The organism is Bradyrhizobium sp. 192 (genome assembly GCF_023100965.1).
Classification (GTDB): Bacteria; Pseudomonadota; Alphaproteobacteria; order Rhizobiales; family Xanthobacteraceae; genus Bradyrhizobium; species Bradyrhizobium symbiodeficiens.
Genome location: NZ_CP064690.1, coordinates 2,650,585 through 2,675,807, shown reverse-complemented (window position 1 = coordinate 2,675,807; position 25,223 = coordinate 2,650,585). Strand labels below are relative to the sequence as shown.

Genomic DNA, 25,223 nt, shown 5'->3' with positions numbered 1-25,223 from the left:
CATCAAACCGGCAGCAGCTCATGCGCGGAGTCCGAAACTGAGCTCGGATAGGGAAACTGGTGCCGTTGACCTATAGCTGAACTCGCTGTGCAGGTTGCCCGCTCCGGTGCCGCAGGTTGCCGGCTTCATACGCTCATTTGCGATGGAAGATCTGTCGGTTACGAGCCTATGCCGTTCGCTTGAGGACTCCTCGCCTGGGAAGCGCACCGCAGCCATCGAGGAAGAAAAGCAAAAAGTTTAAGTTACGGCTTACGGCCGCTGACCGCGCCGTAATCGTCCTCCCCACGTCGAAAATGTTTCCCCCTGTGAAGTGGGTTACATCTCGAGGCCCTTGGCGCGGGCTAGGGTGAAGAACGCTCTGAATCGACGGAGGCCTCCAATGCTCGAAGCGATCAAATGCAACAAACGACACAGCGGTTACGAATGGGTAACAGCCTTGGCGCAGATCATCCGCACAAACGCCAATCCGCAGGACGGCGGAACCAAGCAGAGGCAGCCGGCCTGGAAACAATTCGACGATACGCATCATTGGGATACAGCGGCGGAGGAATGGGTCCCCAACTTAGACCATTGACTGCAACACGCTTGTCGGGACGATGCGCAATACTTTTGCCGACCATTTCTGGAGGGCCAGATTGCGGAGTTGGGCCTCTTGCGGAATCGACTGGTGCAAGCTGAGCCGCGCCGGCACGAGCCAGAGTCGAGGAGCTAGCTTGGGACAAATCGAGCACACGCCGCCAGCGCAAGCAATCTTCCGTGCTCAACCTAGAAAGTGTTGGCGGCTCCGCTTGTAGCCCAAGCTATGGAAAACGCGTGGGTCGGGTGGATTCATGGAGCGGACGCCGTTGAGAGCATGTCGTTCGAAGAGTTGTGGCGAATCTGGAGCGGCGGCTTGGGTTGCTCAATCGAGAGACTTCTGCGCAGCTAGGCGTTGAACAACGGGGCTAGAATCGCCTCGGTTATCTAGCCCGATGCGCCGGAACTAAGTTGGCCCCTTCTTCGTCACCTGCAAGAGACGAATATAATATCCTTGGCGATGAACAGTTGATCTGATCGTCGCTAACTTTGCGAATTCTTTTTCTGCTCTTGCGCCACTTCTTTGCGGAGTATCCCGCGGGTATCGCGGAGCCAGTGCTTAGAACGAGCAAGTCAGCCTCCCCATGACGATAAACATCATACATTTTTGTCGTCCCGCAGATCGTTTGATGTAGAAACGAAGTATATTTTGGTCATTCCCATCGGACAGCTTACTAGTCCTTACGGTCGACTGGGTTGCAAATGTGCAACGCTCGCTCGGCGACTTCTGCTGAGAGAAATGCCAAGGCGACGCCGTGGAAGGTCAGGACAGCGGTCAGCAGCGAGTCGCTTCTATGCGTACTTGAGTTAGCCTAGTTCGGGCGCTAAGCTTTGCAGAGGACTACTTCCCAGTTTTTCGCATTGGGCTAGATGCAGCGGGACTACGGGTTTCGCTAGATAGATCGCGCCGCCGATGCGGTACATCGAATGGGTACGCCGATGCCGGCTGCCGCCGAGGCCGTCGAAGTCGATCTCAGGCAAGATCATCGAAGGAATCGGCCGTAACGCTTCAGCGCTTGCCGCCGGTGCCGCCTTCACCAGGGATCGCGATCCTGTAGGCGTGCGCAGGCGTCGGAATGTTTTTAACCTCCTGCGTGCCGATTGTCGGCGAACTTGACCGACAGTCGATTCGCCACCTGCTCGTGGACCACACGCGAGACCGAGATGCCGCCTACTCCCGCGAGGCCTTCCAGCCGCGGGGCAAGGTTGACACCATCGCCGAGAAGATCACCGTCCCGTTCGACAACGTCGCCGATCGTGAGGCCGATGCGGAAACTCTTATGCCGGCTGGGCTGGTAAGCGATGTTGCGGATCTGAGGATTTAGGATAACGGTTGCGTCCGATGTCGGCCCTATCGACGGAATGCCATTAACAGAAGAATCCCGACAACGCACGCCGCAAGTGAGAGCAAGTAAATACTCACGGCAAACCCCGACACATCTGGAACTAGGATTTGAATGGGAACCCGCACTATCCGATGGTCAAGCCGGCCTTCCCAAAAACAGTTGATATGGGAGTTGCTCCCGAAAAGATGCCCTGACTCTCGAAAAGCCAGTATGCCAAATATCAAACCTTTAAATCATAAAATAATCCTACCTTCAGCGCTAGCTCAAAGCCCGTTTGGGGCGAAAAAAGCGGATCTGCTGTCTTGGAGCCGGCGGGTTAGGTTGACCGAGATCGAGCGGGCGTTCCTGAAGCAGCTATCTTCCGAACTGTGGATCAGCCTGCGCTGTTCGAGCAGCGATACAGGGTTAATCAACGGTGGAAATGTGGAAAACTCGTCCGCCCCCGCACGCCGGCCGCTCGACGACCGCGCCTTCGCGCTCGACCACTTTCCGGTTGGTTGACGGTGCGCAGCACGGTGTCGAGCCGTGCGGGCGCAGCGTGATGGTCCTGGTCGGCTTCTGCTCGGCGGCCTCGATGCCGTTGAGTTCGTCCTCGCACAGCCGCTCCCACGAATAGGGCTGCGAGCGGTACGCCTCGAGCGCCGCCGGCAGGGTCGTTGATGGCGCGCAGCGTGTTGGCGCTGGCTAGCAGCCTCCTGAGAAGCCAGCCACCTCCCGCAGACCGCCGATCCGCCGGATAGCCGGTGGCGGCGGTTTTTTACTTGGGTTCGCACGCAGATTGCTTCGACGTTTTCACGCGGATTGGAAGCCAGCCAGCGACGCGATCCAGCCGCCAATGCGCTACTCGTAAAGCCCCGCGGCGATTGCCGGGACGACGGCTCCGGAGACAAACGGCGGGGCCGCCGACGCTTGCTCTGAAGCCGGTTCCCTCTCAGCTCGACAGGAGGTTGCCGTTGTGCAGCGTGCCCGTCGCATTTTGCAGGCTCACATCCATATCGCTCGTTCCGTCGCCGTCGATATCGATCTGAAGATAGTCGTTGCCCGGCCCGAAGTTCTGCAGATGGGCCGAAGCCTGGTTGGCACCGAGCAAGGCCGCGTTCTCTACGTACTCGATGTGACCGCCAGCAACGCTAATGCCCGAGAACGTAAAGCTGTCATTGTCGGCGTCGAAATTGCGAATGGTATCGGCGGCACCGGCGGCTGAATCTGCGGTGCTGACGAAGCGGAAGTTGTCACCCGTGCTGGCGAAGATCTCATCCGCACCCGCGCCGGCAGTGATCGTCATGTTACCTGACGTGTTGCCGATCGTGATCCTGTCGAAGTTCGCGGCGGCATTGACGGTTTCGACGTTAGTCACCGTAATGTCATAGACGTTCGCGTTGAAGTTCAGGGTGTCGTTGCCATCGCCGAGATTGATCACGTTCGCGGGGCTGCCCTGCAACGTCAGAATGTCGTCCGACGAGCTCCCGTTGAGCAAATTCACGTTCCACAGATTGTCGAACGAATTGCTGCCCGCGGCGAGATTCAGGATCAATCCCTTCGCCGAGGTTGACCGAGCCGCCGGACACGGTGTTCAGAAGCGTGACGGTATCGTCCGACCGGTTGAGATTGCCGGTAAAATCACTTGGCTCCTCCCCCGGAACCACTACTCAACTAAGGAGAGGTGTCACTTGAAACTTGTAGCACCCACCGACTTATCACTCGTAGGAGGCCAGCTGACTGCGCAAGGCCTCCCGTTCCTCGATTAGTTCTCGCATTTGTCGTGCATCGTCGGATTGCGTCTCCTGCCACTCGATGCGGTCCTCGGCAGTCCACAGGTAAGACTCGCTATCGAACCGAGCCTTCTCTACCTTGTCAAATTCCGTGAGTAGTTTGATGTCGCGCTCAACTCGGTCGAGCCGTTCCTCAAGAGCACTTGGCGTCAGCCGTTCCTTCGGCTCTGATTCTAGCCCATTTCGATTCTTCAAGTATTCGGCGCAGCGATCAATAGGCATTCACTCGCCTCGGCTATCGTCGCTCAAACATCAGCTCAGAGTTGCATTTCTAGGTCTAGATCTCCTTATTTCCCGATTGAGGTCAAACGAGGACGGCTCCGACGCAACTTTTGAGCTGGAACGGCTGAGAGTGTAGGTCGCCAGATCCGGGCTACAAGTTCCGACCGTGAGAGGCGACAAAATTGCTGGAGATTTCCAAACTAAACGCACTGGAATTGAAAGCGTTCCGCGAATTCGGTCCGATAGCCGTCGAACCCAATTGGCGGAACGAGCCGGATTGCTCCGAGAGTGCATAGCAGGACTTATCCCCCACCGGACGCGACGCGATCGCGCAGGACCCGCGCGGGCTCGCCAATAGCCACGACCTCGGGAGGAACGTCCCTCAGTACGGTGCTTCGCGCGCCGACGACGGCGCCTCTGCCCACCTTCACACCCGGCGCAACAAACACGTCGCTGGCGATCCAAACTTGATCGCCAACCGTGATCGGGGCGGTGATGTAGCTGAACGCGACATCGTCCATGTCATGCGATCCCGTGCAGAGATAAGATCGCTGCGAAATTACCGAATGGGAGCCGATTGAAATGCAATCCAGGCTGTACAGCTCGACGTGATCACCAACCCAGGAAAAGTCCCCTATCTTAGTCTTCCAGGGGTAGGTCACGCGCACAGTAGGGCGCAGCAGCACCTTACGGCCGATCTTTGCACCGAACAGGCGCAACAGAAAGCGCCGCCACGCAAAAAAGGGCTGAGGCGAAAGTGCAAAGAGTGTCGATTGAACAACCTGCCAAAGCACCACCACGACCGCTCCCCGTCCACGAAACCCTGGCGGTACACGAAACTGATCCAGCTTCTGGAACTCGCGCATTCTGGTAAGTTCGCCCGACGGAGGGAGGAGGACTATGTTTCACCGGTCGTCTACGGCGGATGCCTGGGTCGTCAGATAGGCCTCATAGGCCTGCCGTAACCCTGCTTCCAACGGAGTCCTGGCCTGCCATCCGAGTGCTGAGAGACGACTGACATCAAGCAACTTGCGCGGCGTTCCGTCAGGACGTGTCGGGTCAAACACGATATCGCCTTGATAGTCGACTATGCTGGCAACCATATGGGTGAGTTCAGTGATGGTGATGTCGCTGCCAGTACCGATGTTGATCGGCTTCTCATCGGAATAGTTCTTCATTAGGTGAATGCAAGCGTCCGCCATGTCGTCAACGAAGAGAAACTCGCGACGCGGCGAGCCGGTCCCCCAGACGACGACGCTCTTGCTTCCGCCGGCTTTGGCTTCGTGAAAGCGTCGGATGAGGGCCGCTGCGACATGACTATATTCCGGGTGATAGTTGTCCCCGGGGCCATAGAGATTGCTCGGCATCACGCTAATGAAGTCAGAGCCATATTGGCGCCGATAGGCCTCTGCCATCTTGATGCCGGCGATTTTGGCGACCGCATAAGGCTCGTTGGTCGGCTCAAGCAGGCCAGTCAAGATCAACTCCTCGCGCAACGGCTGAGGCGCAAATTTTGGATAGATGCAGGATGAACCGAGAAACATCAGCTTCTCAGCACCGTTAGTATGAGCAGCATGGATGACGTTAGCCGCGATTGCAATGTTCTCGTAGATGAACTCGGCGCGAAGCTTATCGTTCGCGGAAATTCCTCCCACCTTGGCTGCTGCGACGAACACCACCTGCGGCCGCATCCTTGCGAACCAATCGAACACCTGAGCCTGGTTGATCAGGTCGATTTCGGTTCGCTCAGCGGTGAGCAACCGCACGTCGTCCTGAGCGAGCCTCTGCACTAGCGCAGCACCGACCATCCCCCGATGCCCGGCGACGTAGACGCTCTTGCCTTTCAAATCAAACTCTGTGGCTCGCACTCGATCGCTCCCGCCTTGCATCCTTCAGATCGCTTGCCACCATCTCGTGCACGAGCTGGCTGAACGTCCGCTTTGGCTTCCAACCCAGCATCCTGTTCGCCTTGCTGGCATCGCCAACCAGAATGTCCACCTCGGTCGGCCGGAAATAGGTCGGGTCGATTCGAACCACTGTCTTGCCGGTGCGTCTGTCGATACCAATCTCATCAACGCCCTTGCCGCGCCATTCGATCTCGCGCCCCACCTCCCTGAAAGAGAGTTCAACCATCTCGCGCACCGAGCGGGTCTCGCCAGTGGCAAGCACGAAATCGTCCGGCTTATCCGCCTGCATGATCAAGTGCATCCCTTCGACGTAATCCTTGGCATGCCCCCAGTCTCGTTTCGCCTCGAGATTGCCCAGGTAGAGCGTATCCTCGATCCCGACTTCAATGCGGGCCACCGCGCGTGTGATCTTGCGCGTCACGAAAGTTTCACCGCGGATGGGGCTCTCGTGGTTGAACAGGATGCCGTTGCTGGCAAACATCCCGTAGGCCTCGCGGTAGTTCACCGTGATCCAGTATCCGTAGAGCTTCGCGACACCATAGGGAGAGCGCGGATAGAACGGCGTCGTCTCCTTCTGCGGAATCTCCTGCACCAGCCCATACAGTTCGGACGTGGATGCCTGGTAGAACCGCGCCTCCTTCTCCATGCCCAGAATGCGGATTGCCTCCAAAAGCCTCAGTACCCCGATCGCGTCGGCGTTCGCGGTGTATTCGGGACTCTCGAAACTGACGCCGACATGACTCTGCGCCGCCAGATTGTAGATTTCCGTCGGCTTGATTTGCTGCACGAGCCTGATCAGATTGGTGGAATCGGTCATGTCCCCGTAGTGCATCAGGAACGGCACCTCACCAACGTGCGGATCCCTGTATAGATGATCGACACGAGCGGTGTTGAAGGAAGATGAACGCCGTTTGATGCCATGAACGACATAGCCAAGCGATAAGAGGTACTCGGCGAGATACGCACCGTCTTGTCCAGTAACGCCCGTAATTAGCGCAACACGCCCACTCATATGCGAAAACCTGCCGTTGACCGCCGGGATTGGAAACAAACGCGATGACGATAGAATGGCTCAACCACCGAAGTCATGTAGAAGCGACCTTTCATGCAGGTCAATCGTAGCAGGGACTGATCATTAACGCCGGAGAAATTCTGACCGTGTCACGTCAGGACAGACGAAGAGCGTCGTTGATCGATGTCGCCGCCTTCTCGGAAACCACACCCTTCCCGCGTTCAGATCTGCCCGGCAGACCGCAAATCGAACTCATGCTCTCGATCCAGCGACGCACGATGGTACGGCGGTCCCAACGCTCGATGGAACGCTTCCGTCCCTCTGCGCCGAGCCTCTCGCGAAGAGAAGGATCCTCGCTTAACTGAAGAATGGCCTCTGCAAGCGATCGAACGTCTCCCGCCCGAACGAGCAAACCGGCACCCTGCACTTCGGCAGCAAGCCCCGTGCCCCGTTCTGCCATCGCGACGACGGGACGCGCGGACGCAAACATCGCCCCCAACTTGGATGGCAATACAAGATCGGCCGCCTCCGCCCTCTGCGGGACTACGTGAAGGTCAGCCGTCGCCAACAATTCGTTGAAACTTTCGTTCGGCTGGAGTTCCAGGAAATGAACTCGCGGATTCTCGGAGGCCATGTCCACCAGTCTTGCCTTGTGCGGCCCTTCACCAGCCAGAATGAAATGCAGTCGCGGATTGCGCCGAAGAAGAGCGGCGGCTTCGACGAGCAGATCGAGTCCCTGCTTGGCCGACATGGTCCCGGAGTAGAGAGCAACGACGTCATCTTCGCCGATATTCAGGGATGTCCGATATTTGGTCTGCTTCGGACGGGGAAATATCACGTCCGTGTCGATCCAGTTTCGTATCTCGGTCGCTCTTTGCGGATCGACGTCCTTGTCCCACAAACGCTCCACCATTTGCGGACAGATGCTGGAAACGCGATCAAACGATCTGAGGACCGCCGCCTCCGCCTTGAGCATCACCTTCCGCAGTGAAGCATTCCGGAGCAGTCCTAGACCGTAGGCGGCATCAATTTCGAAGTCTTGCACATGAAGCCACGACTTGGCACCGATGCGACGAGCAACGAAGGAAGCAAATCGGGCCGACATCAACGACGGCGCGACGGAAATTACGATGTCGGGCCGCCAGGAATATGCATCGATCAGCACCGGCACCAGGCTCGTCAGTGCAAAGGACAGGTGATGAATCAGACGCTTTGCACCAGTCGGCTGCTTGGGAACGTAGATCGGCGCTCGCATGACGCCCACGCCCCCCATCATCGAGCGCCTGAAATAGGAGGAATTCAAACCGGCGGGAATGCTCCAGGCCGGATAGTAGGGCGGCGCCGTAACGACCCTCACCTCATGGCCTTCGGCAACAAGGCTTTCGCAAAGCTCTGTATTGTACTTGGCCACGCCGATCAGATCGGGAGCGTAATTGATGCCGATCAACAGAATGCGCATTAAATAAGATCCTGAACGATAACTCGTATCCAAAACTCGAGACAGCCAAGGATCACCGCATCGGCTCCACAGCCTCCGCTGAACGATCGCTGCCGCGTCGGCCAATCCGCCGCTTGAACTCCGGTGCGAAAATCAAGGGGACTACGCTCGGTACAGGCCCGCCAATCATCGGGAATAAAAACTTCGCTCTGCATCGACACGCCGCGCTTCTGTCGATGTTGGCAGCCTGACCGAACTCAGCCCCCGCAGTCCGTGAACCTCCGGGCCAGTACGTGCGCTTGCGCAAGGCACCAGTCTGTCGCTCCTCGCACTTTCGCTTGCGAGGTGGTGGCAGCTCTCATTAACGGAGTAAAGAAAGGATCATTTTAATGATGAACGCGTACCATCAAGAGCCGTCAGGCGCGACAAGCAACCGGAGCTTTCCGAGCAACGTCCCGCCTAGTAAGCCCGTCGAAGAATCGGGCTGGTCTCCGCTATACAGACCCGATCCCAATACCAGCCATAGGGAGTTTCCACACGGACTTGAGGGCAACGCCGCCGCGGCACATAGCGGTAAGGATATGATTGAGCCCAAAAGGTAACCGGGAGTACGTGTTCGGCCGGCGTCGAGACGACGGATGCCGGCAACTGCATGGCAGCGATCGCCTGCGGCCCGGCCAACAAGACCATTGCCGATACCAACAACCCCAAACGCCGGATAGTCTGCTTTGCCATCACGTTCCCCTGCGCTCGCCCAACCGGCGACGAAATGCGCCAAATCAGAATATTTCAAAATTCAGCCGGATATCGAGTAGATTATTTATCAACGGGATCGGAAAAAGGCAACGGACCATAGCATGCCCATCCACCAGCCCGGAATGTCGAATTGGGACTGCTAGAAGGCGCCGGCTCCCTCCTTTTCCGGCGCTCGCCGGTACTCGCCCCTGATGAATTGTGTGCTGACAGCCTGAAACAGCGAGCCGTTCTCCCTGCCAAGACCCGCGAAGACCAGGATGTCGCGGAGGGTTCGCCACCGACTTTCGTCATATTCGCCTATTCGGGCGCCGACAGGCAGCACCAGCGACCGCTGCTGCTCCAATTCGAACTTGACGCGCTCAGGTGCGAGGCCGGACCGGTCAAAGTCGACAATGATCGGAATCGCCCCGCTGTAATCGGCATAGGCAAATTGCCACCCCCGAACCAAGCCGTGCAACAGGTCGGCAATTGCGGACGGCCGCCCTCGAATCAGATCGTTGCTGGCGAAATAAACCTGCCCGGGCACGTGGATTGCATAGTCCTGAGGTTTCATAACGCTCAATGGGACGTAGTCCGCGCTTGTCTGGCTAGGCTGCTGATCGATCGGGACAACAATCGCGTCGACAACCCCTGATCTTAGTGCCTGGAAGTTGGCCCGGTCGGAAACTTTGACGATCTGGCTACGTGGCAATCGAAGTCTGGCCATCATGGCGTCGAAGACAACCTCTGCCTCACTCCCCTCGCGGCAGCCGATGCGCTTTCCGATGAGGTCGTCCGGGCGATGCAAGCCCGACCGCTCCAGTGCGAAAATAGCCACCGAGGTGTCAAGGAAGCTGGCTGCAAAGGCGGTGACAGGAGCCCCTCGCCAAACGGCAAGCAAGAACTTCTGGCCCGTCGTCACCCCGATGGCATTCTCCCTCGCAACCGTTTCGACGAAACTGGGATCGTCTGGAAGGGCTCTAAGTGCGACGCCTCGCTTGAAATAGCCCTCCCTTGCCGCAATCATCTCCCCGGCGAAGCGAGCGGAGTAGGGCCCATCCAGGAAAAAGCTGGCGTGAAACGAGGAATCGGCAGGCGTGTGGACGGGCGTAGTATCAGGAACCAAGGCGAAGATAACAAGGCCGGTTGCGGACAGCGCCGCGAGACTGATCGCCACCCGGCGCGTCACCGCAGGTCCCGATCGCCGCCGTCGGTGACGCATGAACCTATCCCCTTCCGACCTTCGAATTTTGTGTTCCAAATGGCAGAATTAGGATAATGAGATCACAAGAAGTAAGGTTATTTTTTCATTCGTCTTGTTTCGGCTACGACCTTTCCTGATAGCACTCAACGCGATTTTCCTTCTCGTGAGTTGATATTATGACAATTGCATCGGCTCGCCCGACCTCCACCGCGGACCGCCCGGTAGAGATTCACGTTCTCGATGAGGCGAATTCGGCACGCGCAAGTTTAGTCGTGAAATGGTGGCGACCTAACATTGTTGAACTGCTGGCTCTTGTGGCCGACGCTATCATCATCGTGGCAAGCGGCGTTGGCTGTGCTGCCGGATATCAGATCTATGTACGGCCGGAGCACGACCAACTCGACGTCTACACCGCGCTCAGCCTCCTCGTTGCGCTCAACTTTATACTTCTGATCAAGGTTCAGCACGGCTACGCTCTCAAAAACTTCGCTCACCTGCCGCGGCTATTCAAAAAGACACTGGCAATGTGGACCGTCTTGTTCGGCGCGCTAATCGTTATCACCTTCGCCATGAAGGCCAGCAATCAAATCTCGCGCGGCACGATAATCTCGTTCTACCTGGTCGCTCCCGTTCCGCTTCTGCTAGCAAAGGCCGCCATTGCGCGATTTGTGACGACGGCGTTGCGGAACGGTGGCGCCTTCGCCAGGCGCCGCGCCGTGGCGATCGCCGAGCGCGGGTTGGTGTCATCAGAAGCAATGGCAGAGCTCACACAGCATGGCTACCGGATCACGCGGATCATGGATATCCACCCGGAATGCCTGACTTCGCCGTCGCTGATTCCGTCGATCGGACCGCGCCTCGACGACTTCATCGCTTACGCGCGAGAGAACCAGATCGAACAGGTGTTCCTGCTGTTCAGGTGGGACCATTGGCACGCGATCGACATGATCGCGGACGCGCTGAGAATCCTTCCGATACCGGTAAATCTCGTCTCCGATCCGGATGTCTCGCGGTTTTTGCGCTACCCGGTCACGACGGCCGGAAGCAGCCTGATTGCGGAGATACGGCGTGCACCAATTTCGCGACAAGAACAGGTTCTCAAACGGGCGTTCGACCTGATCGGCGCCAGCCTCGGCCTGCTGGTGTTCGCACCGGTCATGCTGATGACCGCGATACTGATCAAATGCACATCGACCGGCCCGGTGCTCTTTCGGCAAACCCGGAACGGCTTCAACGGTCGCGCCTTCAAGATCTACAAATTTCGGACGATGCGCGTACTGGAAGATGGACCGATCATTCTGCAGGCGCGCAGGAACGACCCTCGCGTAACCCCGGTCGGCAGATGGCTACGTAAGACCTCGATCGACGAACTGCCGCAGCTGCTCAATGTCCTGCGTGGCGACATGTCGCTGGTCGGCCCCCGCCCCCACGCGGCTGCGCACAACTCGGAGTATGAGCAAGTCATCAGCAACTACGCGTTTCGCCAACACGTCAAACCTGGCATCACTGGCTGGGCCCAGGTCAACGGCTACCGCGGCGAAACGCTGACCGTCAGCATGATGAAATCCAGGGTCGACCTGGACTTGTGGTACATCAACAACTGGAGCATCTGGCTCGACGCGAAGATCATCTTGCGCACGGTGGTACAAGTGACCCGCGATCCCGTGGCGTACTGATGTCTTGCCCCGCCCCCTCCAGTAGAGGCGGTCCATTCACTTCAGCTATGCCGCCAATCGTATGGGCACGCGCCTGATTGTGGATTCGCTCGCCCAGAAAGAGAATCAGGCAATTAACTTTGTCCTCAAACAAGCTCGCATCGGGGCTCCGCCTCATCCTATAACATTGCGCAAACGGAACCACCGCTAAGGCACTCGCGCCCGCTAGCAGCAATCCAATTTCAGGAAGATGAAAACCTACCTCATCAAATATTTCGTTCTGGGCAGCGAGCAGGTCATCTTCAGCTTCTCCAATTTCTTCTACCTGGCGGTAGTCGCGCGCCGGCTACCGCTGGCCGAATTCGCCGAGCTGAGCCTTGGATATACCTGCTATCTCATTCTCATCGGCGCTCATCATGCGGTCATCTGCGACCCCATCATCGCGACCGGAATCAGCGCACAGGACAGTCAACGATCATTGTTAAAGCGCCTGTGGACGATCAATGTATCCTTTTGCTGCCTGGCGCTGGCCGCAGGATGTTTACTCGTCTTGAACAGCGGCACTCACGAGATGCAGACGCTCACAGTTGTAGCTCTAGCCTGCCTGTTCTTCAGCTTTGCCGGTCCGGTCCAGTTCGTTCGGCGAATTATGCACATTAAGGGACACGTGCAAGCATCCGCCGTCGCAGCGGCGGCCTACGCAACGGTCCTGATCGTGTCAGCCTGGATGCTGCCCCACGTCAATCTGGAATCGCATTTTGCATATACCGTACCCTTCATCCTCGGCAATCTGGTCTTCCTTGTCTCAGCGTGGCGAAACATCCCACGCAAGCTCAACGACGACCAGAACATCTCCCTGAAGTCTCATTTCCGGGCGGGATACTCGTTCCTTATCAACAACCTCCTCGGCCTGGCGACGACAAATATCTATCCGTTCGTGTTCGTATTTCTGAACTCGCCTGAAGCCGTTGCGAGCTATCGGCTGATGTTCGCCGTGATAGCCCCATTCGCCCAGTTGCTTGGCGGGCTCTCAGGATTCATCACGCCGCGCATTGCAGTCGCCAGGATCAGCCAGATTGAAACGCCCCACCTGCTCATCCTGGCTCTGATCGTCTTCGCTCCGCTTCCGTTGGCCGTCATGGCAATTTGGTTCGGCAGCGATGCGGCCTCTCTCATCTTTGGAACTAAGTATGTCGCGCTCGGCGGATCCATCCCCGTTGCATTGATCTCGACGAGCTTCGCCCTCGCACTCGCTACTGTGAGCATGTGGTTGAGGGCCAATCGCCGGCTGGGCCTGATGCAGGCCGGCAGCTTGATCTCGGCGGCGATAACCGCCGTCATCGCGATTCCCAGTTGCTTGGCTCTTGGAGTTACCGGTGCGTTCGTGTCGCTGGCGATTGCCAATGGTGCCGCGGCGCTTTGGGTAGTAGTCAAGGGAGCCTCGGGCCGTATCCGAACGCAGCCCGGGTAGCGCTCACTTCTGCGACGTCTCCGGCATTGACATGCGGCGAATTGAGGGGCGTGCAGGAATGTAGACGGTCCGTTTCGTGAGGAGGAGCAGGACCGCCGAAGCCACGACGGTAGAGCTATGGATTGCCCATTCCGACCACCCCACTTGAAACGGGCCGCGAAGCAAGATCATGCAAAGCATCGGCGAAAGACAGAGAATGAAGTACAGCGGCGACAGCCTTTGGGCAGCAAAGCCGCGACGTTCTACCCGATCGAGAACATAGACGATCGCGACAGACATCAGCATCGCCCCAACAATCCCGAAGCTGAAATAGCCCTCGATCGGCGGCGGAGCCGAAACGTTATCGGTGCCGAAGCCTTTCAGGATGAAGATGTAGTCATGCATGATCTCGCCGACCGTTCTTCCCTTCTCTGCCCAAAGGTCTCGGGGAACGAAGAACAGCAGTGCTCCCATGATGTTCGATCCCCATTCCAAGCCTTTCATTTCGACCCACATGATGGCATAGCAGAACAGATCAAGGCCTGAGAAATCAGGATGAACAAAGAACTGTGAGAATGGCCGCTGATCGAGAGAGACATTTGCGTACCGGAAAATGGATCCGAATATGGGCGACGCCAGCAATCCGGCGAAATAGGTGACAAGAAACAGACGAATGCTTCTTGGGCCAAATATCGCAAGCACGCAGAATACGATCAATGTCGATGAGCGAAAACGTGCGGAAATGAGCGGGTTGTTGATGAAGAGACCCGCCAGAAGCAGAATTGCAAAGCACGTCACCCAGCCCGTGTTCCGGCGAGCTAAAGCGATACTCGCACCGATAACAGGAGCAACCAGGGTGAATGGCCGGAAGAACGCCGTGACCAGAATGTTGATCATCTTGCTTTCGCCGACCACCGAACCAAAGGCCTCGCGATTCACCTGAAGCAATGACGAGCCAAGATAGCCAACCAATCCCAGCGATACGACCATCGAGGCAGCTGCCAGAAGGGTGTAGTTCGGGTTTGGCTCGGCGGCGAGGCTTCTGTCCAGAAACCGGTTATGGCGAGGTTCTGGAGTTCGAAAGGGACGATAGATGACGAAGCAGAGGCCCACGATCGTCATGAATGCGCAAAGGGCGCTGGCCGGCACAACGAGACTTCCATCGGCCAGAATGGGATCGAAGTCGTTTCCGATCTGCTGAAGAGGCGCCACGGCCAGAAACAGGAGGTTGAAGATGAAGAAGACAACGAACAGCAGGTAAGATCTGGCCAGAGCGATCTTCAGTCCGAACAAGGAAACGATCCCGTTCAACCCGAGTATCATGGCAGCGATCAGCGATGCACGCGGGCTGGACCAGGCTTGGGTGAACGAGAGGAGCAAGTAGGCTCCGGCTGAGCCGATCACGACATAGTCGAAGACACTCTTCGGCGTCACATACAATTGGGAAGCGGCTGCACTACGCGAGAACTGGTTCATGACTTAAGACATTGGATTTCGCCAAGCTCCACGTTGCGGCGCTGGCTCTGGAAAGAACACATCCCACCGCAGTTCAGCCTCGGTGCAGATCGTACAATACATATCCCGGTCGCGTTAACGCTTCGAACTCGCTCACCTTGCGGTTAAATCTCAGGTGAGATATCCTTGTAATATATAGAAGATATCAACGGAATACTTACTTGAATGTCCTTTTCCTCGGCCCGGATTGACGACGACCTCAAGCTGCACGCACGTATGGACCGGCGTCGGCTTCTTTCCGCCGGAATTCTCCTCGCGGGAGCATCTTCAATGCCGGCCTCGGTGGCCGCGGCGACGAGTGGAGCGAAAGCGAAGAAGGTTTACGCTCATTGGCATTGGTTTCCGACCTCGTTTGATAACTGGCCGGCGGACAAAGATCAGTATGCCGACTATCTGTCGCCAGACGGGACCCAAGGTAAACTTCGGGCCGAAGGCGGCTTCGTTCGCGAACGGCCCCTGCCTCGACCTCCACGCCCAGAGGCAAACTGGGCTGTGCTTGACATGCTTGATGAGATCAAAGCCGCGCATCATATCGGGCTGGATGGCTTCCTTTTCAACATGGGAGGTATAGACGACGGCTCCCCGTACATGATCCATCTACGTAACATGCTCGAGGCCGCCAAACAGGGCCCACCGGGATTTGAAGTCATACTGTCGATCGATACCGTAATTCTGGTGAAGACACCGGTCGATGCGATTGTCGACGCCGTACTCAAACTGGCGCGCAACTCCCACGTGGCGCGCCACTCCGACGGCCGACTGATCCTGGGGGCGTTTTCTCCCGAGCAGTGGGACGTTGGCCGATGGAAGGGACTGTTGCAACGACTGACGGCCAGCGGAGAGAAGGTTTTCTTCTATCCTACATTTCTCGATGTGCGCAGAACGATCGATTTCATGGATCTGATCGATGGCGCATCGATGTGGGGGGTCGACAAACTGAGCGACGTCCCTCTTCTCAAGAAAGTAGGAAAGTTGGCCAAACAGGCCGGGAAGGTCTGGGCATCCGTGGTGTGGCCCCAGGACTTCCGGCCGCACAATCGCTGGTTCTCGGAATGCCACAACAGTGAATTGTTCCGGGCTTCATGGGCCGCGGCAATGGAACTCGGCTCTGACGCGGTCAACATCGCCACCTGGAACGACTATTCCGAAGGATCCGAAATTCGACCGTCCACCAGCATTCAATATGCTTTTTATGATCTCGCTGCGTTCTATATCGCCTGGTTCAAAAACGGCACGATGCCGCCGATCACCGAAGACGTGCTCTACTATTTTCACCGAATCGAGTCCACCGAGGCGGCTGGGACCGGCTCTGCTCAACCGTTTAGGTTCGCGACAAATTTGGTCAGCCGCTTTGCCGATCCGCCTCAGAATGACATTGAGCTGCTTGCGTTCTTGAAGGAGCCGGGCGAACTCACGATAGCGACCGCGAAGGGCTCGAAGAGCCTGAAGGCGAAAGCTGGAATCACGTCGTTTCGAATTCCGCTGGTGCCGGGCAAAGTGAGTTTTCGGCTCAGCCGCGGGGACGCCAGCGTCATAGACCTGCCGAGCGCATTCGAAATTCGTGAGACCTCGGCCTATCAGGATTTGCTGTATCACGGTGGATCGTCGTCCCGTCCACCGGTCTAGAAATTTCCGGTCGTGGTTCAGACGAGGACTATCTGGGTATTTGGCCGTCATTTCTCTTGAGCGCACCAGCGTCAGTGAGTCCCATGCATTCAACTTTCTTCCCGGAATTAGCTGCTGGCGGATTTTCCAGAATCGACGGCACGATTGCGTTTTACCAACGCGTGAATGCCCTCGTGACGCCGAGCACCAGAATGATCGATTTCGGCGCAGGCCGCGGCGCGATCCACGAAGACGCCAGTTCGGAGTACCGGCGCAATCTCTGCAATTTCAAGGGACGCGTTACCCAAGTCATCGGACTGGACGTCGACGAAGCCGTCTTCACCAATCCGTCGCTCGACGAGGCGATGCTCTTGGATCCGACGGGACGTGCGCCGCTGCCTGCCAATTGCGCCGACATCATCCTGTCGGATTGCACATTCGAGCACATTCCGGATCCGGCGCAAAGCACCGCCGAGATGGACAGGCTTTTGAAGCCCGGCGGCTGGATCTGCGCGCGAACCCCAAACAGGTACGGCTACATCGCATTGGCCAACCGCCTGATCCCGAGCGGAATTAGTCGCACCATACTCAGCTCGGCACAACCCGAGCGCAAGGATGAGGACATCTTTCCAGCGGTCTATCGTTTGAATACGCCGGCTACGCTACGGAAGTATTTCTCACCCACGCGGTTTGACCATTTTGTATATGCATGGGATGCGGAGCCGGCCTACCACGCCAACAACCGCGGCATTTACCGTGCCTTCCAGCTCGTTCAGTCGCTCACGCCTCACGCCTTCAAGACGGTCTTGATGGTCTTCATCCGGAAGAAGCTCGACTGCCCGGCGGAAGCCGCCTAGCTGGTGCGTCGGTGAGTTCGCGTCCTTGAGGCGAGACACTATCGAAATAAACCTTAAAGCCGAGATCTTGACCAAACCGCAGCACTTTCAGGTTATTTTGGGTGGGCGCGAGGAACCACTATGCTGAAGATTGTTATTCAAGTTCTATTCATTCTTTTCCCTTGGCGAGTCCGTCGGCTGGCCCTCAACGCGATTCCTGGTTTTTCCATCCATCGCGACGCGCGGATCGGTCTGTCCTTGATCCTCGCCGACGAATGCGTCCTGGAAGCGAAGACCTACATCGGTCATCTCAACTACATCGGTCGGCTCGATCGGTTGCAGATGGATGAAGATGCGGTCATCGGCAATCTGAACTGGATCGGTGGACTGTCAACTCGCCTGAACTCGCCGGCCTTCCGAACCAAAACCAAGCGACGTTCGGATCTTATTATGCGCAAGGCGAGTCTGGTGATGAGCCAACATTACATAGATTGCACAGACCGGATCGAGTTCCGCCAGTTCTGCGGTCTGGCCGGATTCCGTAGCCAGCTGTTGACCCACGGGGTCAATCCAATGTCTGCACGGCAGACATGCTCTCCAATCACCATCGGAGCCTATACGATGATCGGCACCGGCGTGATCATCCTGCAGGGCGTCACCATACCGGACTATTGCGTTGTGGCTTCGGGTGCCGTCGTAACCCACGTCGCGCCCCAGGAATACTCGATGATCGGCGGCAATCCTGCGGTTCACCAGCGAGACATCCCCAAGAGCGCAAAGATCTTCCACCGAACCGCCTTCACAGTCATGTGACAATTCGCGGCTTCATCCTGGGCATGGCGAGTGTGCCCACACAGTGAAACGGCCACTCAGTCCGCCGGACGACACTGCGGATCCGCGGCGTTGTTCTGCCGAAACGCACTCGCCATCGACTATTCTTTTGTTAACATGCTGAAGGACCGACGACCTCGTGCCCAGTAAGATGATCGTTGTGGCGGGCCCCCTTCCTCCGCCCGTACATGGCGCAGCTCTCATCACTAGGCGAGCAGCCGACACTCTGCGGGCTGCTGGATTTCAACTGGCGTTCGGCGATACCTCACCAGGCGACGCTCCCGATCGGTGGCGGCATCATTTCAATCGCGCACGGGCATACGCCCAATGCGGACGAACTATCCTTCGCCACCCGGAGGCCTCGATCCTCTACCTCTCCCTGTCCGGCGGATATGGGCTGCTCTATGACCTCTTGGTGGTCGTTCTCACGCGGTGGCTGGGAAAGACGATCGCGTTCCATCATCACAGCTTTGCGTATCTGACAAAGCGTAGCGCTATCCTGGCGTCCATTGTTCGCATGGCCGGCGCCAACCAGTTTCATATTGCGCTCTGTCCCAGGATGGCGACGACACTTTCGGAGCTGTATGGCAAGCATCTAAGGACGGCCGTCATTTCCAACCTGGCGTTTATCGATTTGCCCACGGTCGAACTGCGGAGCTGTGAGCGGACATTCAGCGCGATTGGCTATCTATCGAACATCTCGCTCGAAAAAGGCATCGGCCGCTTTCTCGACCTGATGGCTCGACTGCGAGAGAGCGGATCCGGCCTGACGGCGCGAATCGCTGGTCCCTGCGCCGATCTCGAGATCGAGCACTACATTAAGCGCCGCGCGAACGAGATCGGTGGAATTGAGTATGTGGGGCCCGTATATGACGACGCCAAGGTCCACTTTCTCTCCTCGATCGACGTTCTCGTGTTTCCGACGAGATACGTCAACGAGGCGCAGCCTGTGGTGATCTATGAGGCGCAGATGGCAGGCATCATCGTCGCTGCCTCCAGTCGCGGATGCATCGCCAACATGGTGCCGGAAGAATTGCTGCTCGATCCGAGCGCGTCGGATCTCGACGGGATCGCGGAACAGATCCTCGTGTGGGAGAAGTCGGTCGCTGACTTTCATACCGTTCTGAACGAGGCCAAGCGTAATCGCGCAGCGCTGCTCGTTCAGCGCGAAGATGACGCAAGAAAGTTCATAGACCTTTTCGAGGCACCTGCGACGCGATGAGCAAGGCGCGCGGAGAGTTCATTTCTGAGATAGTGAATATCGAAACGTCGACATCTTCATCGTTCCCAGAATCGTATCAACGCGCTGATAGCCGTAGACGGTCGCATCCTTGCAGTGATCACTATGGTAATAGCAAATCTTGACCCTGATCATTCGAGAGCAATTGTTCTTGACGCTCACGATATGATCCATCAGCTCTGCGTTCTGGACATGCCCTTTGGCAGCCGCCTCAACATTAAGGCAGGGCCGATTGGCGCCGTCACGGATGATGTTCGATTCCGATGTGTCGGCGGCGCCTTGCATCGTGAATTTTGATTTAGTGCTTTGTGCGTGAGCCGACGGAATGTTCTGGATCAATGTCCAGGCAGGAACCATGCAGATCAGCAAGGCAAGCCGAAAGAGCGATCGAACCATTACCGCCACATCCTTTCAGGCAAATCGACTCCCGGCACGGTAGCCTTCACCCCTTCATACGCCAGCCGCTTCGCAAAGGCTTCACGGGCGACCAGGCGAACGCCCCCGAGGCTCGCCAGCAATCTATCCTTCTGAGGCCAACCGACTCCCATCAGAATGCGTGCCGCATCATCGGTGAACTCGCTTTCGACCATGCCAGCGAACTCGGCAACGACTCGTTGCTGCAGCTGTTCGCCGAGCGACGGAAATATCGCAAGCGCCAACCTGTTACGGCGGAGCGCGATCCAGCCTTCGTATGGGCCAGCCGCGTACGACTGTTCAAGGTAGCGAATATTTCCCGCGTCGAAACCGTCTCGTTCGTTCTTCACCCAATACAGTAACAGCCAAAGAAACGCGTCGGCCGGATCGAGCATCAATGACGACTTCAGCTTGTTCTCCGCGATCGACAATTTGCGCTCGAGGTCCCGGGAACCCTTTCCCAGCAAGTCCTCCTCGGCAGAGCGAAGTGCAATCAGCGCTCGGGCTCGCACCAGACTGGGGTAAGGAAGGCTCGACGGCGAGTCGGCATCCGTACGCACCGCGATCGACCCCACGGTCCCCGGCTTGAGCTGTTCACCGACCAGAATGTGCGTGGCAACGGAGCTGACCTGCAGATCGGTCCAGAACGATGGCAACACGACCAGTGACCAGGCTACTCCAGCGATACCCGTCAGGAGCAATACGCCCCGACAACATTTCCGCCAGATCTCGTCCACGCTAGTCGACGTAGCCGTAACGGGCATAGTTCTTCTTGTAATAGTATCGGCTGTGATACGACTCGTAGCGAGCAAGGCGCTTCGTATCTGCCTTGTTGAGAACGACGCCAAGCAGCTTGTCCTGGATTTCCTGAGAACCACGCAGATTGTGCCTGACGACATCCATCAGGGTCTTGCCCCACTCGACGACGAATATGTAGGAGTCAACGAAAGTCGACGTCACGCGCACGTCCACTACTGGCGCCATGGGCGGCATGTCGAGCACGATGTAGTCGAACTTGTCCCTCAGCTCGCCAATCAGGCTATGCATCATCTTGGATGCCAATATCTCGTTTGTATGAAGAAGCTTCGAGGTCGTACCTGCAGCCAGGATCGAGAGCCCCGTTTGGGCATCAACCGTCAACGCTTGCTCCAATTTCGCCTTTTGCGCGAGGATTTCGACCAAACCAGACTCCGCGCCGGGCGTCAGCGCGCGAGAGAGCGAGGGGTTGCGGAGATCGCAATCGATCAGGAGGACGCGCGCGCCGCCATGGGCCATCAATTGCGCGAGGTTGGCCGAAAGCGTGCTCTTGCCTTCATTCGGAAGAGTCGACGTAACCGCCAGCACGCGGTTCTCTCGAACAATCGAGTTTAGATCGACTGCCACCTTCGTCGAGCGCACCGCCTCGGAGAAGCGCGACAGAGGATGATCAACGACATAACGCAGCAATCTCGACTTTGTGTCCTTGGTCGCGGCTGCGTTCACCGTCGGCAGCAGCGCTATACAACTCGCACCGAGCACCTCTTCGACCTGCTGAGTCGTCCTGAACACCCGATCCATCATTTCACGCACGATCGCCAAGACGAAGCTCAGCACCAACCCGCCAAAAAGAGCCACGCCCAGCACGATAAGAGTTTTTGGATAGCTCTTGACCAGCGGTGTCGTTGCTGCACTGATCACGCGCGCCTCACTGATCGGGAACGATTGCTGCTGGACCGATTCCATGTAGCGCTGCAGGAAATTGTCGTACATCGCCTGATACGACTGCGCATTGCTATCGAGCTCGCGTAGCCGAACCTGCGCCTGATTGGTCAGCTGGGACTCCGAGATCGCAGTGGCCAAACTAGTCTTGATGCTCTCCTCGCGCGTGACGGCGATATCGTAGTCGCTCTTGTAAGACTCCTGAATGCGCTTGAGCTCGTCGATCATATTCCGCTTGATCTCGTCCATTTGGCGACGCAGGTTCACCGCGGCAAGATGATCGTGGCCATACTTGGCGGCCCAGATCGCTTCCTTGGCAGCCATGTCGACATACTGGCCTCGCAGCTTGACGATGGTCTCGTTCCGAAGAGCATCCGCCACTGCCGCATCCGGGATTTCGCGCCTCAGAATATCGTTGATGCGGTCCAGCCGCGCCCTTGCTTCGGCCGTCGAGGCATGCGCCCCAATCAGCTGGCTGTTAACTTCGGCAAGTTGTTGCTCGTTCATCAAGCGCCCGCCGGTATCGACAATGTTGTTGGCCGTCTTGAAATCGACAACCGCCTTCTGTGCCGCGGATGCTTGAGCGCGTAACTCCTTGATGCGATCCTGCAACCAGACGCTGGCGCGGCGCGTCGATTGGTATTTGGCTTCCAACTGGTCAACGATGTAGGCGTCAGCGATCGCATTGGCGATCTGCGCCGCTTTCGCTGAATCACGCGATGTGAAGCCGATCTCCATGACGTAGGTGAGACCGAGACGCTTGATGGTACGACTGCTCTCAAAGCGTTGTAGAGCCTTGCGCTGCAATCTGAACTCGGAACCGGCACGGCCGCTGGAAAACAGATCGGAGAAGAAATTGCCGATCGACCCGATCAAGCTTCCGCCGTTGCCGAGGAACTCCGGATCTTCCGTCAGGTGCAGGTCACGAATGACCGCCAAGCTGATATTCTCGGACTTGAGAATTTCGACCTGCGTTTCCACCGACGCGGAGTCAGGCGCCACGTCGCCGAGCATCGATTGCTGCTGGAACAATTGTACTTTTCGAGTGTCGATGACGATTGACGCCGTGGAGGTGAATTGGGGAGCTTCAGTAAAGAGATAGAGGAGCGCCAGGATCACGGAGGCGGATATGATGGCGACGATTGTCGGGAATTGATGCCGGATGACATCCAGATGCAAAGTCAGCGATTGAAACGGGGAGCCTTGAGTCTCGGCGAATTCGCGATTGATCTCTGAGGTGGACTTGTTCAGCTGCAACATCCGGTAATTCCTGAAATCAATCGATGCCCGTACTTGGGCCGACAAGCGCGCGGCAACGTGATTTCACGTAGCTGCAAATCACGAATAGCCATCGAAGCATGGACGCACCACGTGCTTCACGGGCAGTATATCGTGCGAGTCATCGCGGAAGATCAAAGGCAGCGCATAACACGCTGCCTTGGTTTATTTTGTCTAAGGGATGCCGGCGCAAGAGGCCCGGACGTTATTGCGTCGGACTGACCGCGGGATAGGCGGTCGAGGGAGTCACTGAACCCGTATAAGTCGTCGCACTGTTCGGGTAGTGCAGGCCACCAAAGTTCTGGGCACCGGAGCCGCTGCCACCAAAGGCAAATCCGAAGCCGGTCGTCGGACCGCCGCCACCGGAGCCGCCACCCCCGGCACCGCCCGCCGCGGCGATTGCAACATCACCAGTTGCGGCCTGATAGGCAGCAATCACGTCCGGATTGTTCGTTCCGGCGACGGCGGCCTGAATTTCATTGGCAAACGCCTGATCGGTCTGTGCCGCCATGCGGGCGACCTGGGCAAGTCCAGCGACGATGGCGCGCAACTGATCCTTCGTCGTCGCCGGGTTCTTCAACAATTCGATCAGACCCGGCACTGTCGTCGGATCCGACGCTCCAAGGTCTCGGACGCGCGAAATCAACTGCGGACCGCCATCAGGATATTGCTGCAAAAGCGTTGCAGGAGATCCCTTGAAATCGGAGATGATCTGAGCCTGCAGTTGCCGGCTGGGCGGATAAACAGCCGCGCTGGCGGCCGAGGATATCGAGCTTGCGAGCGCAATCACCACAGCGGCTCGAACCGTAAACCTGATAAGGTTCATAATTTCCTCAACAACTAGTTTGCCTTTATGGCCCGAACGAAACGATTGGAAATTAGTCGAAAGAGGCAGTCCTGTCCACCAATTCTAAAGGAATAGTTAAGGCCCAAGTACCTGGAAAGAGGACTGTTTTGGCGATCCCGAAGTGCGATCAACGCTCGACAGCGCATTTGCCGCAGCCCCTTTCGGCTCGATGCTCCCCTCGCCGGAGTGAAAGGATTGCGCCAGGCCGACTCCGAAAAGCGCAAAGAAGGGGATGCTGTAACCCGGTATCTGCAACGTGAAATCGAGGCCGGAATGGAGCAACGCCAGCAGTGCAATGCCGATGGCCGCCAGGGGAATCGAAGCGTCACGCTTGCGGGTGAACACCCCACGCGCAAGCACTGTGAGCATGACCGCCCAACCGGCCGCCAGGAGCAGCGTCATCGGAATTCCGGCCTCCAAAGCGACCTCCAGAGGGGTCGAATGGGCTGCATTCCAGGTGCCGCGCATAGAGATATTCGGGCTGCGGAAGGCTGGAAACGCCGACTGGAAAGTCCCCATCCCAGTGCCGAACCAGGGATTATCGGCGATAATGAGCAGCGAGGACTTCCACCCCTCCAGCCGACCACTATCGGTCAGCCCCTGGCTATCGAAGCGACCCACGACACGACCACCGAGCAATTCCAAGAGAACGAGAGCGACCAAGGCGGCGGCCGCCAAGGCCATCCAGACGCCGGTGCGCGGCGGAAGGTCCTTCCGGAGGAAAACGACAAAGACGAAGATCATGGAGAGAAGTGAAACAGCCACGCCCGCCCGCGAGCCAGTCATGAACATCGCCATGACGCAGATTAGGAGTGCGGCGAATTTCAGAGCTATCAAAGCCTGCGGAATTTTAGTCAGATCGCGGGAGAGATTGCTCCACCTGAAGCGGCCCCCGGGAAGGTGGCGGCGCACGTCCGTAAGAAGCAGCAGTATCCAGATGACGGCACATGAGCCGAAATAGGCAGCGGCGGTATTGCGGTTGATGAACGTGCCGGTGACGCTACTGAGATAGGCGGTCTTGTCGCGCCACAGAATCATGGTCGGTTCGATGATGAACGAGAGGACGCCATATGCAGCGTAGAAGCTGCCTGATAGCGCAATCACCAGCATTATCTGGCGTGCACGCCTCGCGTCGGCGCCAATGACGAGCCCCACAAGAATAGCCAGAATGTTTGCAAGTGGCGCCCCCAGAGCAAAGAAGGCTTCGTGCCTGACAATCGAGGCCGATGGGGCAACGGCTGAATCGACCAGCGAGCCGATCTGCTTCCAGATCGGATGATATCGCGCAATCCACGGTCTGTCAGACATTTGTTCGTGCAGCGCGATCCCGTAAGCCGCGACAACGATGAAGATGCCGGCGATGATCCAGAGATGGGGACGACGCAAGGCCCTCACCGGTGCAAATACCAAGGCAATTCCCAGACAAGCGCACCAGAAGGCAATGGCCAGATTGTTGGTCGACCCAAACGGGAGCGGCGCGCTCCCTACAGCAAAGAACAGCAAACAGCTGGCTACGAGATCAGCCGACCAGCGAATGCTCATCGAAACACGGCCCATCGCTTTCGTCTGACGCCCCCCAGTGGAGAATACATTAGAGCGGATGATCTCGTAGGCGTCCAGCAAGTGCCGCACGCGGAAGAAA

22 protein-coding genes and 1 pseudogene are annotated in these 25,223 nt (G+C 57.5%); 9 read left to right on the top strand and 14 right to left on the bottom strand.

The features are described 5' to 3' along the window. Positions 1-379: 379 nt before the first annotated feature. Positions 380-574 carry a hypothetical protein gene (locus tag IVB24_RS12190; protein ID WP_247773004.1) on the top strand — a complete coding sequence of 65 codons (195 nt, stop codon included), beginning with the start codon at positions 380-382 and terminating at the stop codon, positions 572-574. Positions 575-1,600: 1,026 nt separating this feature from the next. On the opposite strand, the pseudogene IVB24_RS12180 reads toward IVB24_RS12190, so the two are convergent. Then, positions 1,601-1,892: pseudogene (locus tag IVB24_RS12180) on the bottom strand (adenylate/guanylate cyclase domain-containing protein); the annotation flags it as partial. Between the two features lie 351 nt (positions 1,893-2,243). Here IVB24_RS12180 and IVB24_RS12175 point away from each other — a divergent pair. Continuing rightward, positions 2,244-2,423, top strand: coding sequence for a hypothetical protein (locus tag IVB24_RS12175; protein WP_247773003.1), 180 nt, complete (start codon positions 2,244-2,246; stop codon positions 2,421-2,423). Between the two features lie 430 nt (positions 2,424-2,853). Here the strand turns inward: IVB24_RS12175 and IVB24_RS12170 are convergent, their stop codons facing one another. The 6 genes from IVB24_RS12170 to IVB24_RS12145 form a co-directional block, all read right to left on the bottom strand. Further along, a complete protein-coding gene (locus IVB24_RS12170) occupies positions 2,854-3,456 on the bottom strand; it encodes a M10 family metallopeptidase C-terminal domain-containing protein (protein ID WP_247773002.1) in 603 nt (200 codons plus the stop codon). A gap of 163 nt (positions 3,457-3,619) precedes the next feature. Continuing rightward, complete coding sequence (locus tag IVB24_RS12165) at positions 3,620-3,916, bottom strand: hypothetical protein (protein ID WP_247773001.1); 297 nt, start codon at positions 3,914-3,916, stop codon at positions 3,620-3,622. 302 nt (positions 3,917-4,218) lie between these two features. Beyond that, positions 4,219-4,782 carry a WcaF family extracellular polysaccharide biosynthesis acetyltransferase gene (locus IVB24_RS12160; protein ID WP_247773000.1) on the bottom strand — a complete coding sequence of 188 codons (564 nt, stop codon included), beginning with the start codon at positions 4,780-4,782 and terminating at the stop codon, positions 4,219-4,221. Positions 4,783-4,821: 39 nt separating this feature from the next. After that, positions 4,822-5,724, bottom strand: a complete 903-nt coding sequence (locus IVB24_RS12155) for a GDP-L-fucose synthase (protein ID WP_276578288.1) — start codon at positions 5,722-5,724, stop codon at positions 4,822-4,824. A gap of 40 nt (positions 5,725-5,764) precedes the next feature. Further along, positions 5,765-6,835 (bottom strand): GDP-mannose 4,6-dehydratase, encoded by a 1,071-nt coding sequence (gene gmd, locus IVB24_RS12150; RefSeq protein WP_247772999.1) that lies wholly within the window; start codon positions 6,833-6,835, stop codon positions 5,765-5,767. A 154-nt stretch (positions 6,836-6,989) separates the two neighbouring features. Further along, entirely contained in the window at positions 6,990-8,294 is a 1,305-nt protein-coding gene (locus IVB24_RS12145; RefSeq protein WP_247772998.1) for a WcaI family glycosyltransferase, read from the bottom strand. Between the two features lie 631 nt (positions 8,295-8,925). Between IVB24_RS12145 and IVB24_RS12140 the strand changes: the two genes are divergently transcribed. Next, positions 8,926-9,129: a hypothetical protein gene (locus tag IVB24_RS12140; protein WP_247772997.1), complete on the top strand. Its 204-nt coding sequence runs from the start codon at positions 8,926-8,928 to the stop codon at positions 9,127-9,129. Positions 9,130-9,168: 39 nt separating this feature from the next. On the opposite strand, the gene IVB24_RS12135 is transcribed toward IVB24_RS12140, so the two are convergent. After that, positions 9,169-10,185: an ABC transporter substrate-binding protein gene (locus tag IVB24_RS12135; RefSeq protein WP_247772996.1), complete on the bottom strand. Its 1,017-nt coding sequence runs from the start codon at positions 10,183-10,185 to the stop codon at positions 9,169-9,171. A 203-nt stretch (positions 10,186-10,388) separates the two neighbouring features. On the opposite strand from IVB24_RS12135, the gene IVB24_RS12130 reads away from it, so the two are divergent. Together IVB24_RS12130 and IVB24_RS12125 are read left to right on the top strand one after the other, a co-directional pair. After that, positions 10,389-11,888 carry an undecaprenyl-phosphate glucose phosphotransferase gene (locus tag IVB24_RS12130; RefSeq protein WP_247772995.1) on the top strand — a complete coding sequence of 500 codons (1,500 nt, stop codon included), beginning with the start codon at positions 10,389-10,391 and terminating at the stop codon, positions 11,886-11,888. A gap of 229 nt (positions 11,889-12,117) precedes the next feature. Then, complete coding sequence (locus IVB24_RS12125) at positions 12,118-13,338, top strand: hypothetical protein (RefSeq protein WP_247772994.1); 1,221 nt, start codon at positions 12,118-12,120, stop codon at positions 13,336-13,338. Positions 13,339-13,341: 3 nt separating this feature from the next. Here IVB24_RS12125 and IVB24_RS12120 read toward each other — a convergent pair whose 3' ends face one another. After that, positions 13,342-14,793: a hypothetical protein gene (locus IVB24_RS12120; RefSeq protein ID WP_247772993.1), complete on the bottom strand. Its 1,452-nt coding sequence runs from the start codon at positions 14,791-14,793 to the stop codon at positions 13,342-13,344. Positions 14,794-14,997: 204 nt separating this feature from the next. Between IVB24_RS12120 and IVB24_RS12115 the strand changes: the two genes are divergently transcribed. From IVB24_RS12115 to IVB24_RS12100, 4 genes are all read left to right on the top strand, one after another. Further along, the gene (locus IVB24_RS12115) at positions 14,998-16,458 is read left to right on the top strand and encodes an endo-1,3-alpha-glucanase family glycosylhydrolase (RefSeq protein WP_247772992.1); all 1,461 of its coding nucleotides are present in this window, start codon (positions 14,998-15,000) and stop codon (positions 16,456-16,458) included. Positions 16,459-16,541: 83 nt separating this feature from the next. Continuing rightward, positions 16,542-17,294, top strand: a complete 753-nt coding sequence (locus IVB24_RS12110) for a methyltransferase domain-containing protein (RefSeq protein WP_247772991.1) — start codon at positions 16,542-16,544, stop codon at positions 17,292-17,294. A gap of 120 nt (positions 17,295-17,414) precedes the next feature. After that, the gene (locus IVB24_RS12105) at positions 17,415-18,086 is read left to right on the top strand and encodes a DapH/DapD/GlmU-related protein (RefSeq protein ID WP_247772990.1); all 672 of its coding nucleotides are present in this window, start codon (positions 17,415-17,417) and stop codon (positions 18,084-18,086) included. Positions 18,087-18,243: 157 nt separating this feature from the next. Next, positions 18,244-19,326, top strand: a complete 1,083-nt coding sequence (locus IVB24_RS12100; protein WP_247772989.1) for a glycosyltransferase family 4 protein — start codon at positions 18,244-18,246, stop codon at positions 19,324-19,326. An 18-nt stretch (positions 19,327-19,344) separates the two neighbouring features. On the opposite strand, the gene IVB24_RS12095 is transcribed toward IVB24_RS12100, so the two are convergent. The 5 genes from IVB24_RS12095 to IVB24_RS12075 all read right to left on the bottom strand — a co-directional run bounded on the left by IVB24_RS12095 (position 19,345) and on the right by IVB24_RS12075 (position 25,204). After that, positions 19,345-19,740 (bottom strand): hypothetical protein, encoded by a 396-nt coding sequence (locus tag IVB24_RS12095; RefSeq protein ID WP_247772988.1) that lies wholly within the window; start codon positions 19,738-19,740, stop codon positions 19,345-19,347. Next, positions 19,740-20,495: a hypothetical protein gene (locus IVB24_RS12090; RefSeq protein ID WP_247772987.1), complete on the bottom strand. Its 756-nt coding sequence runs from the start codon at positions 20,493-20,495 to the stop codon at positions 19,740-19,742. Before IVB24_RS12090 ends, IVB24_RS12095 begins: the two co-directional genes overlap by 1 nt. A 1-nt stretch (position 20,496) precedes the next feature. Next, positions 20,497-22,716: a polysaccharide biosynthesis tyrosine autokinase gene (locus IVB24_RS12085; RefSeq protein WP_247772986.1), complete on the bottom strand. Its 2,220-nt coding sequence runs from the start codon at positions 22,714-22,716 to the stop codon at positions 20,497-20,499. Between the two features lie 223 nt (positions 22,717-22,939). Then, positions 22,940-23,560, bottom strand: a complete 621-nt coding sequence (locus IVB24_RS12080) for a hypothetical protein (protein ID WP_247772985.1) — start codon at positions 23,558-23,560, stop codon at positions 22,940-22,942. Positions 23,561-23,656: 96 nt separating this feature from the next. Continuing rightward, positions 23,657-25,204, bottom strand: a complete 1,548-nt coding sequence (locus IVB24_RS12075) for an O-antigen ligase family protein (protein ID WP_247772984.1) — start codon at positions 25,202-25,204, stop codon at positions 23,657-23,659. Positions 25,205-25,223 lie beyond the last annotated feature (19 nt).

Coding starts and splice junctions, on each gene's coding strand:
- IVB24_RS12190 (WP_247773004.1), top strand. CDS start 380: ATGCTCGAAGCGATCAAATGCAACAAACGACACAGCGGTTACGAATGG.
- IVB24_RS12165 (WP_247773001.1), bottom strand. CDS start 3,916: ATGCCTATTGATCGCTGCGCCGAATACTTGAAGAATCGAAATGGGCTA.
- IVB24_RS12160 (WP_247773000.1), bottom strand. CDS start 4,782: ATGCGCGAGTTCCAGAAGCTGGATCAGTTTCGTGTACCGCCAGGGTTT.
- IVB24_RS12155 (WP_276578288.1), bottom strand. CDS start 5,724: ATGGTCGGTGCTGCGCTAGTGCAGAGGCTCGCTCAGGACGACGTGCGG.
- gmd (WP_247772999.1), bottom strand. CDS start 6,835: ATGAGTGGGCGTGTTGCGCTAATTACGGGCGTTACTGGACAAGACGGT.
- IVB24_RS12145 (WP_247772998.1), bottom strand. CDS start 8,294: ATGCGCATTCTGTTGATCGGCATCAATTACGCTCCCGATCTGATCGGC.
- IVB24_RS12140 (WP_247772997.1), top strand. CDS start 8,926: ATGGCAGCGATCGCCTGCGGCCCGGCCAACAAGACCATTGCCGATACC.
- IVB24_RS12130 (WP_247772995.1), top strand. CDS start 10,389: ATGACAATTGCATCGGCTCGCCCGACCTCCACCGCGGACCGCCCGGTA.
- IVB24_RS12125 (WP_247772994.1), top strand. CDS start 12,118: ATGAAAACCTACCTCATCAAATATTTCGTTCTGGGCAGCGAGCAGGTC.
- IVB24_RS12120 (WP_247772993.1), bottom strand. CDS start 14,793: ATGAACCAGTTCTCGCGTAGTGCAGCCGCTTCCCAATTGTATGTGACG.
- IVB24_RS12115 (WP_247772992.1), top strand. CDS start 14,998: ATGTCCTTTTCCTCGGCCCGGATTGACGACGACCTCAAGCTGCACGCA.
- IVB24_RS12110 (WP_247772991.1), top strand. CDS start 16,542: ATGCATTCAACTTTCTTCCCGGAATTAGCTGCTGGCGGATTTTCCAGA.
- IVB24_RS12105 (WP_247772990.1), top strand. CDS start 17,415: ATGCTGAAGATTGTTATTCAAGTTCTATTCATTCTTTTCCCTTGGCGA.
- IVB24_RS12095 (WP_247772988.1), bottom strand. CDS start 19,740: ATGGTTCGATCGCTCTTTCGGCTTGCCTTGCTGATCTGCATGGTTCCT.
- IVB24_RS12085 (WP_247772986.1), bottom strand. CDS start 22,716: ATGTTGCAGCTGAACAAGTCCACCTCAGAGATCAATCGCGAATTCGCC.
- IVB24_RS12080 (WP_247772985.1), bottom strand. CDS start 23,560: ATGAACCTTATCAGGTTTACGGTTCGAGCCGCTGTGGTGATTGCGCTC.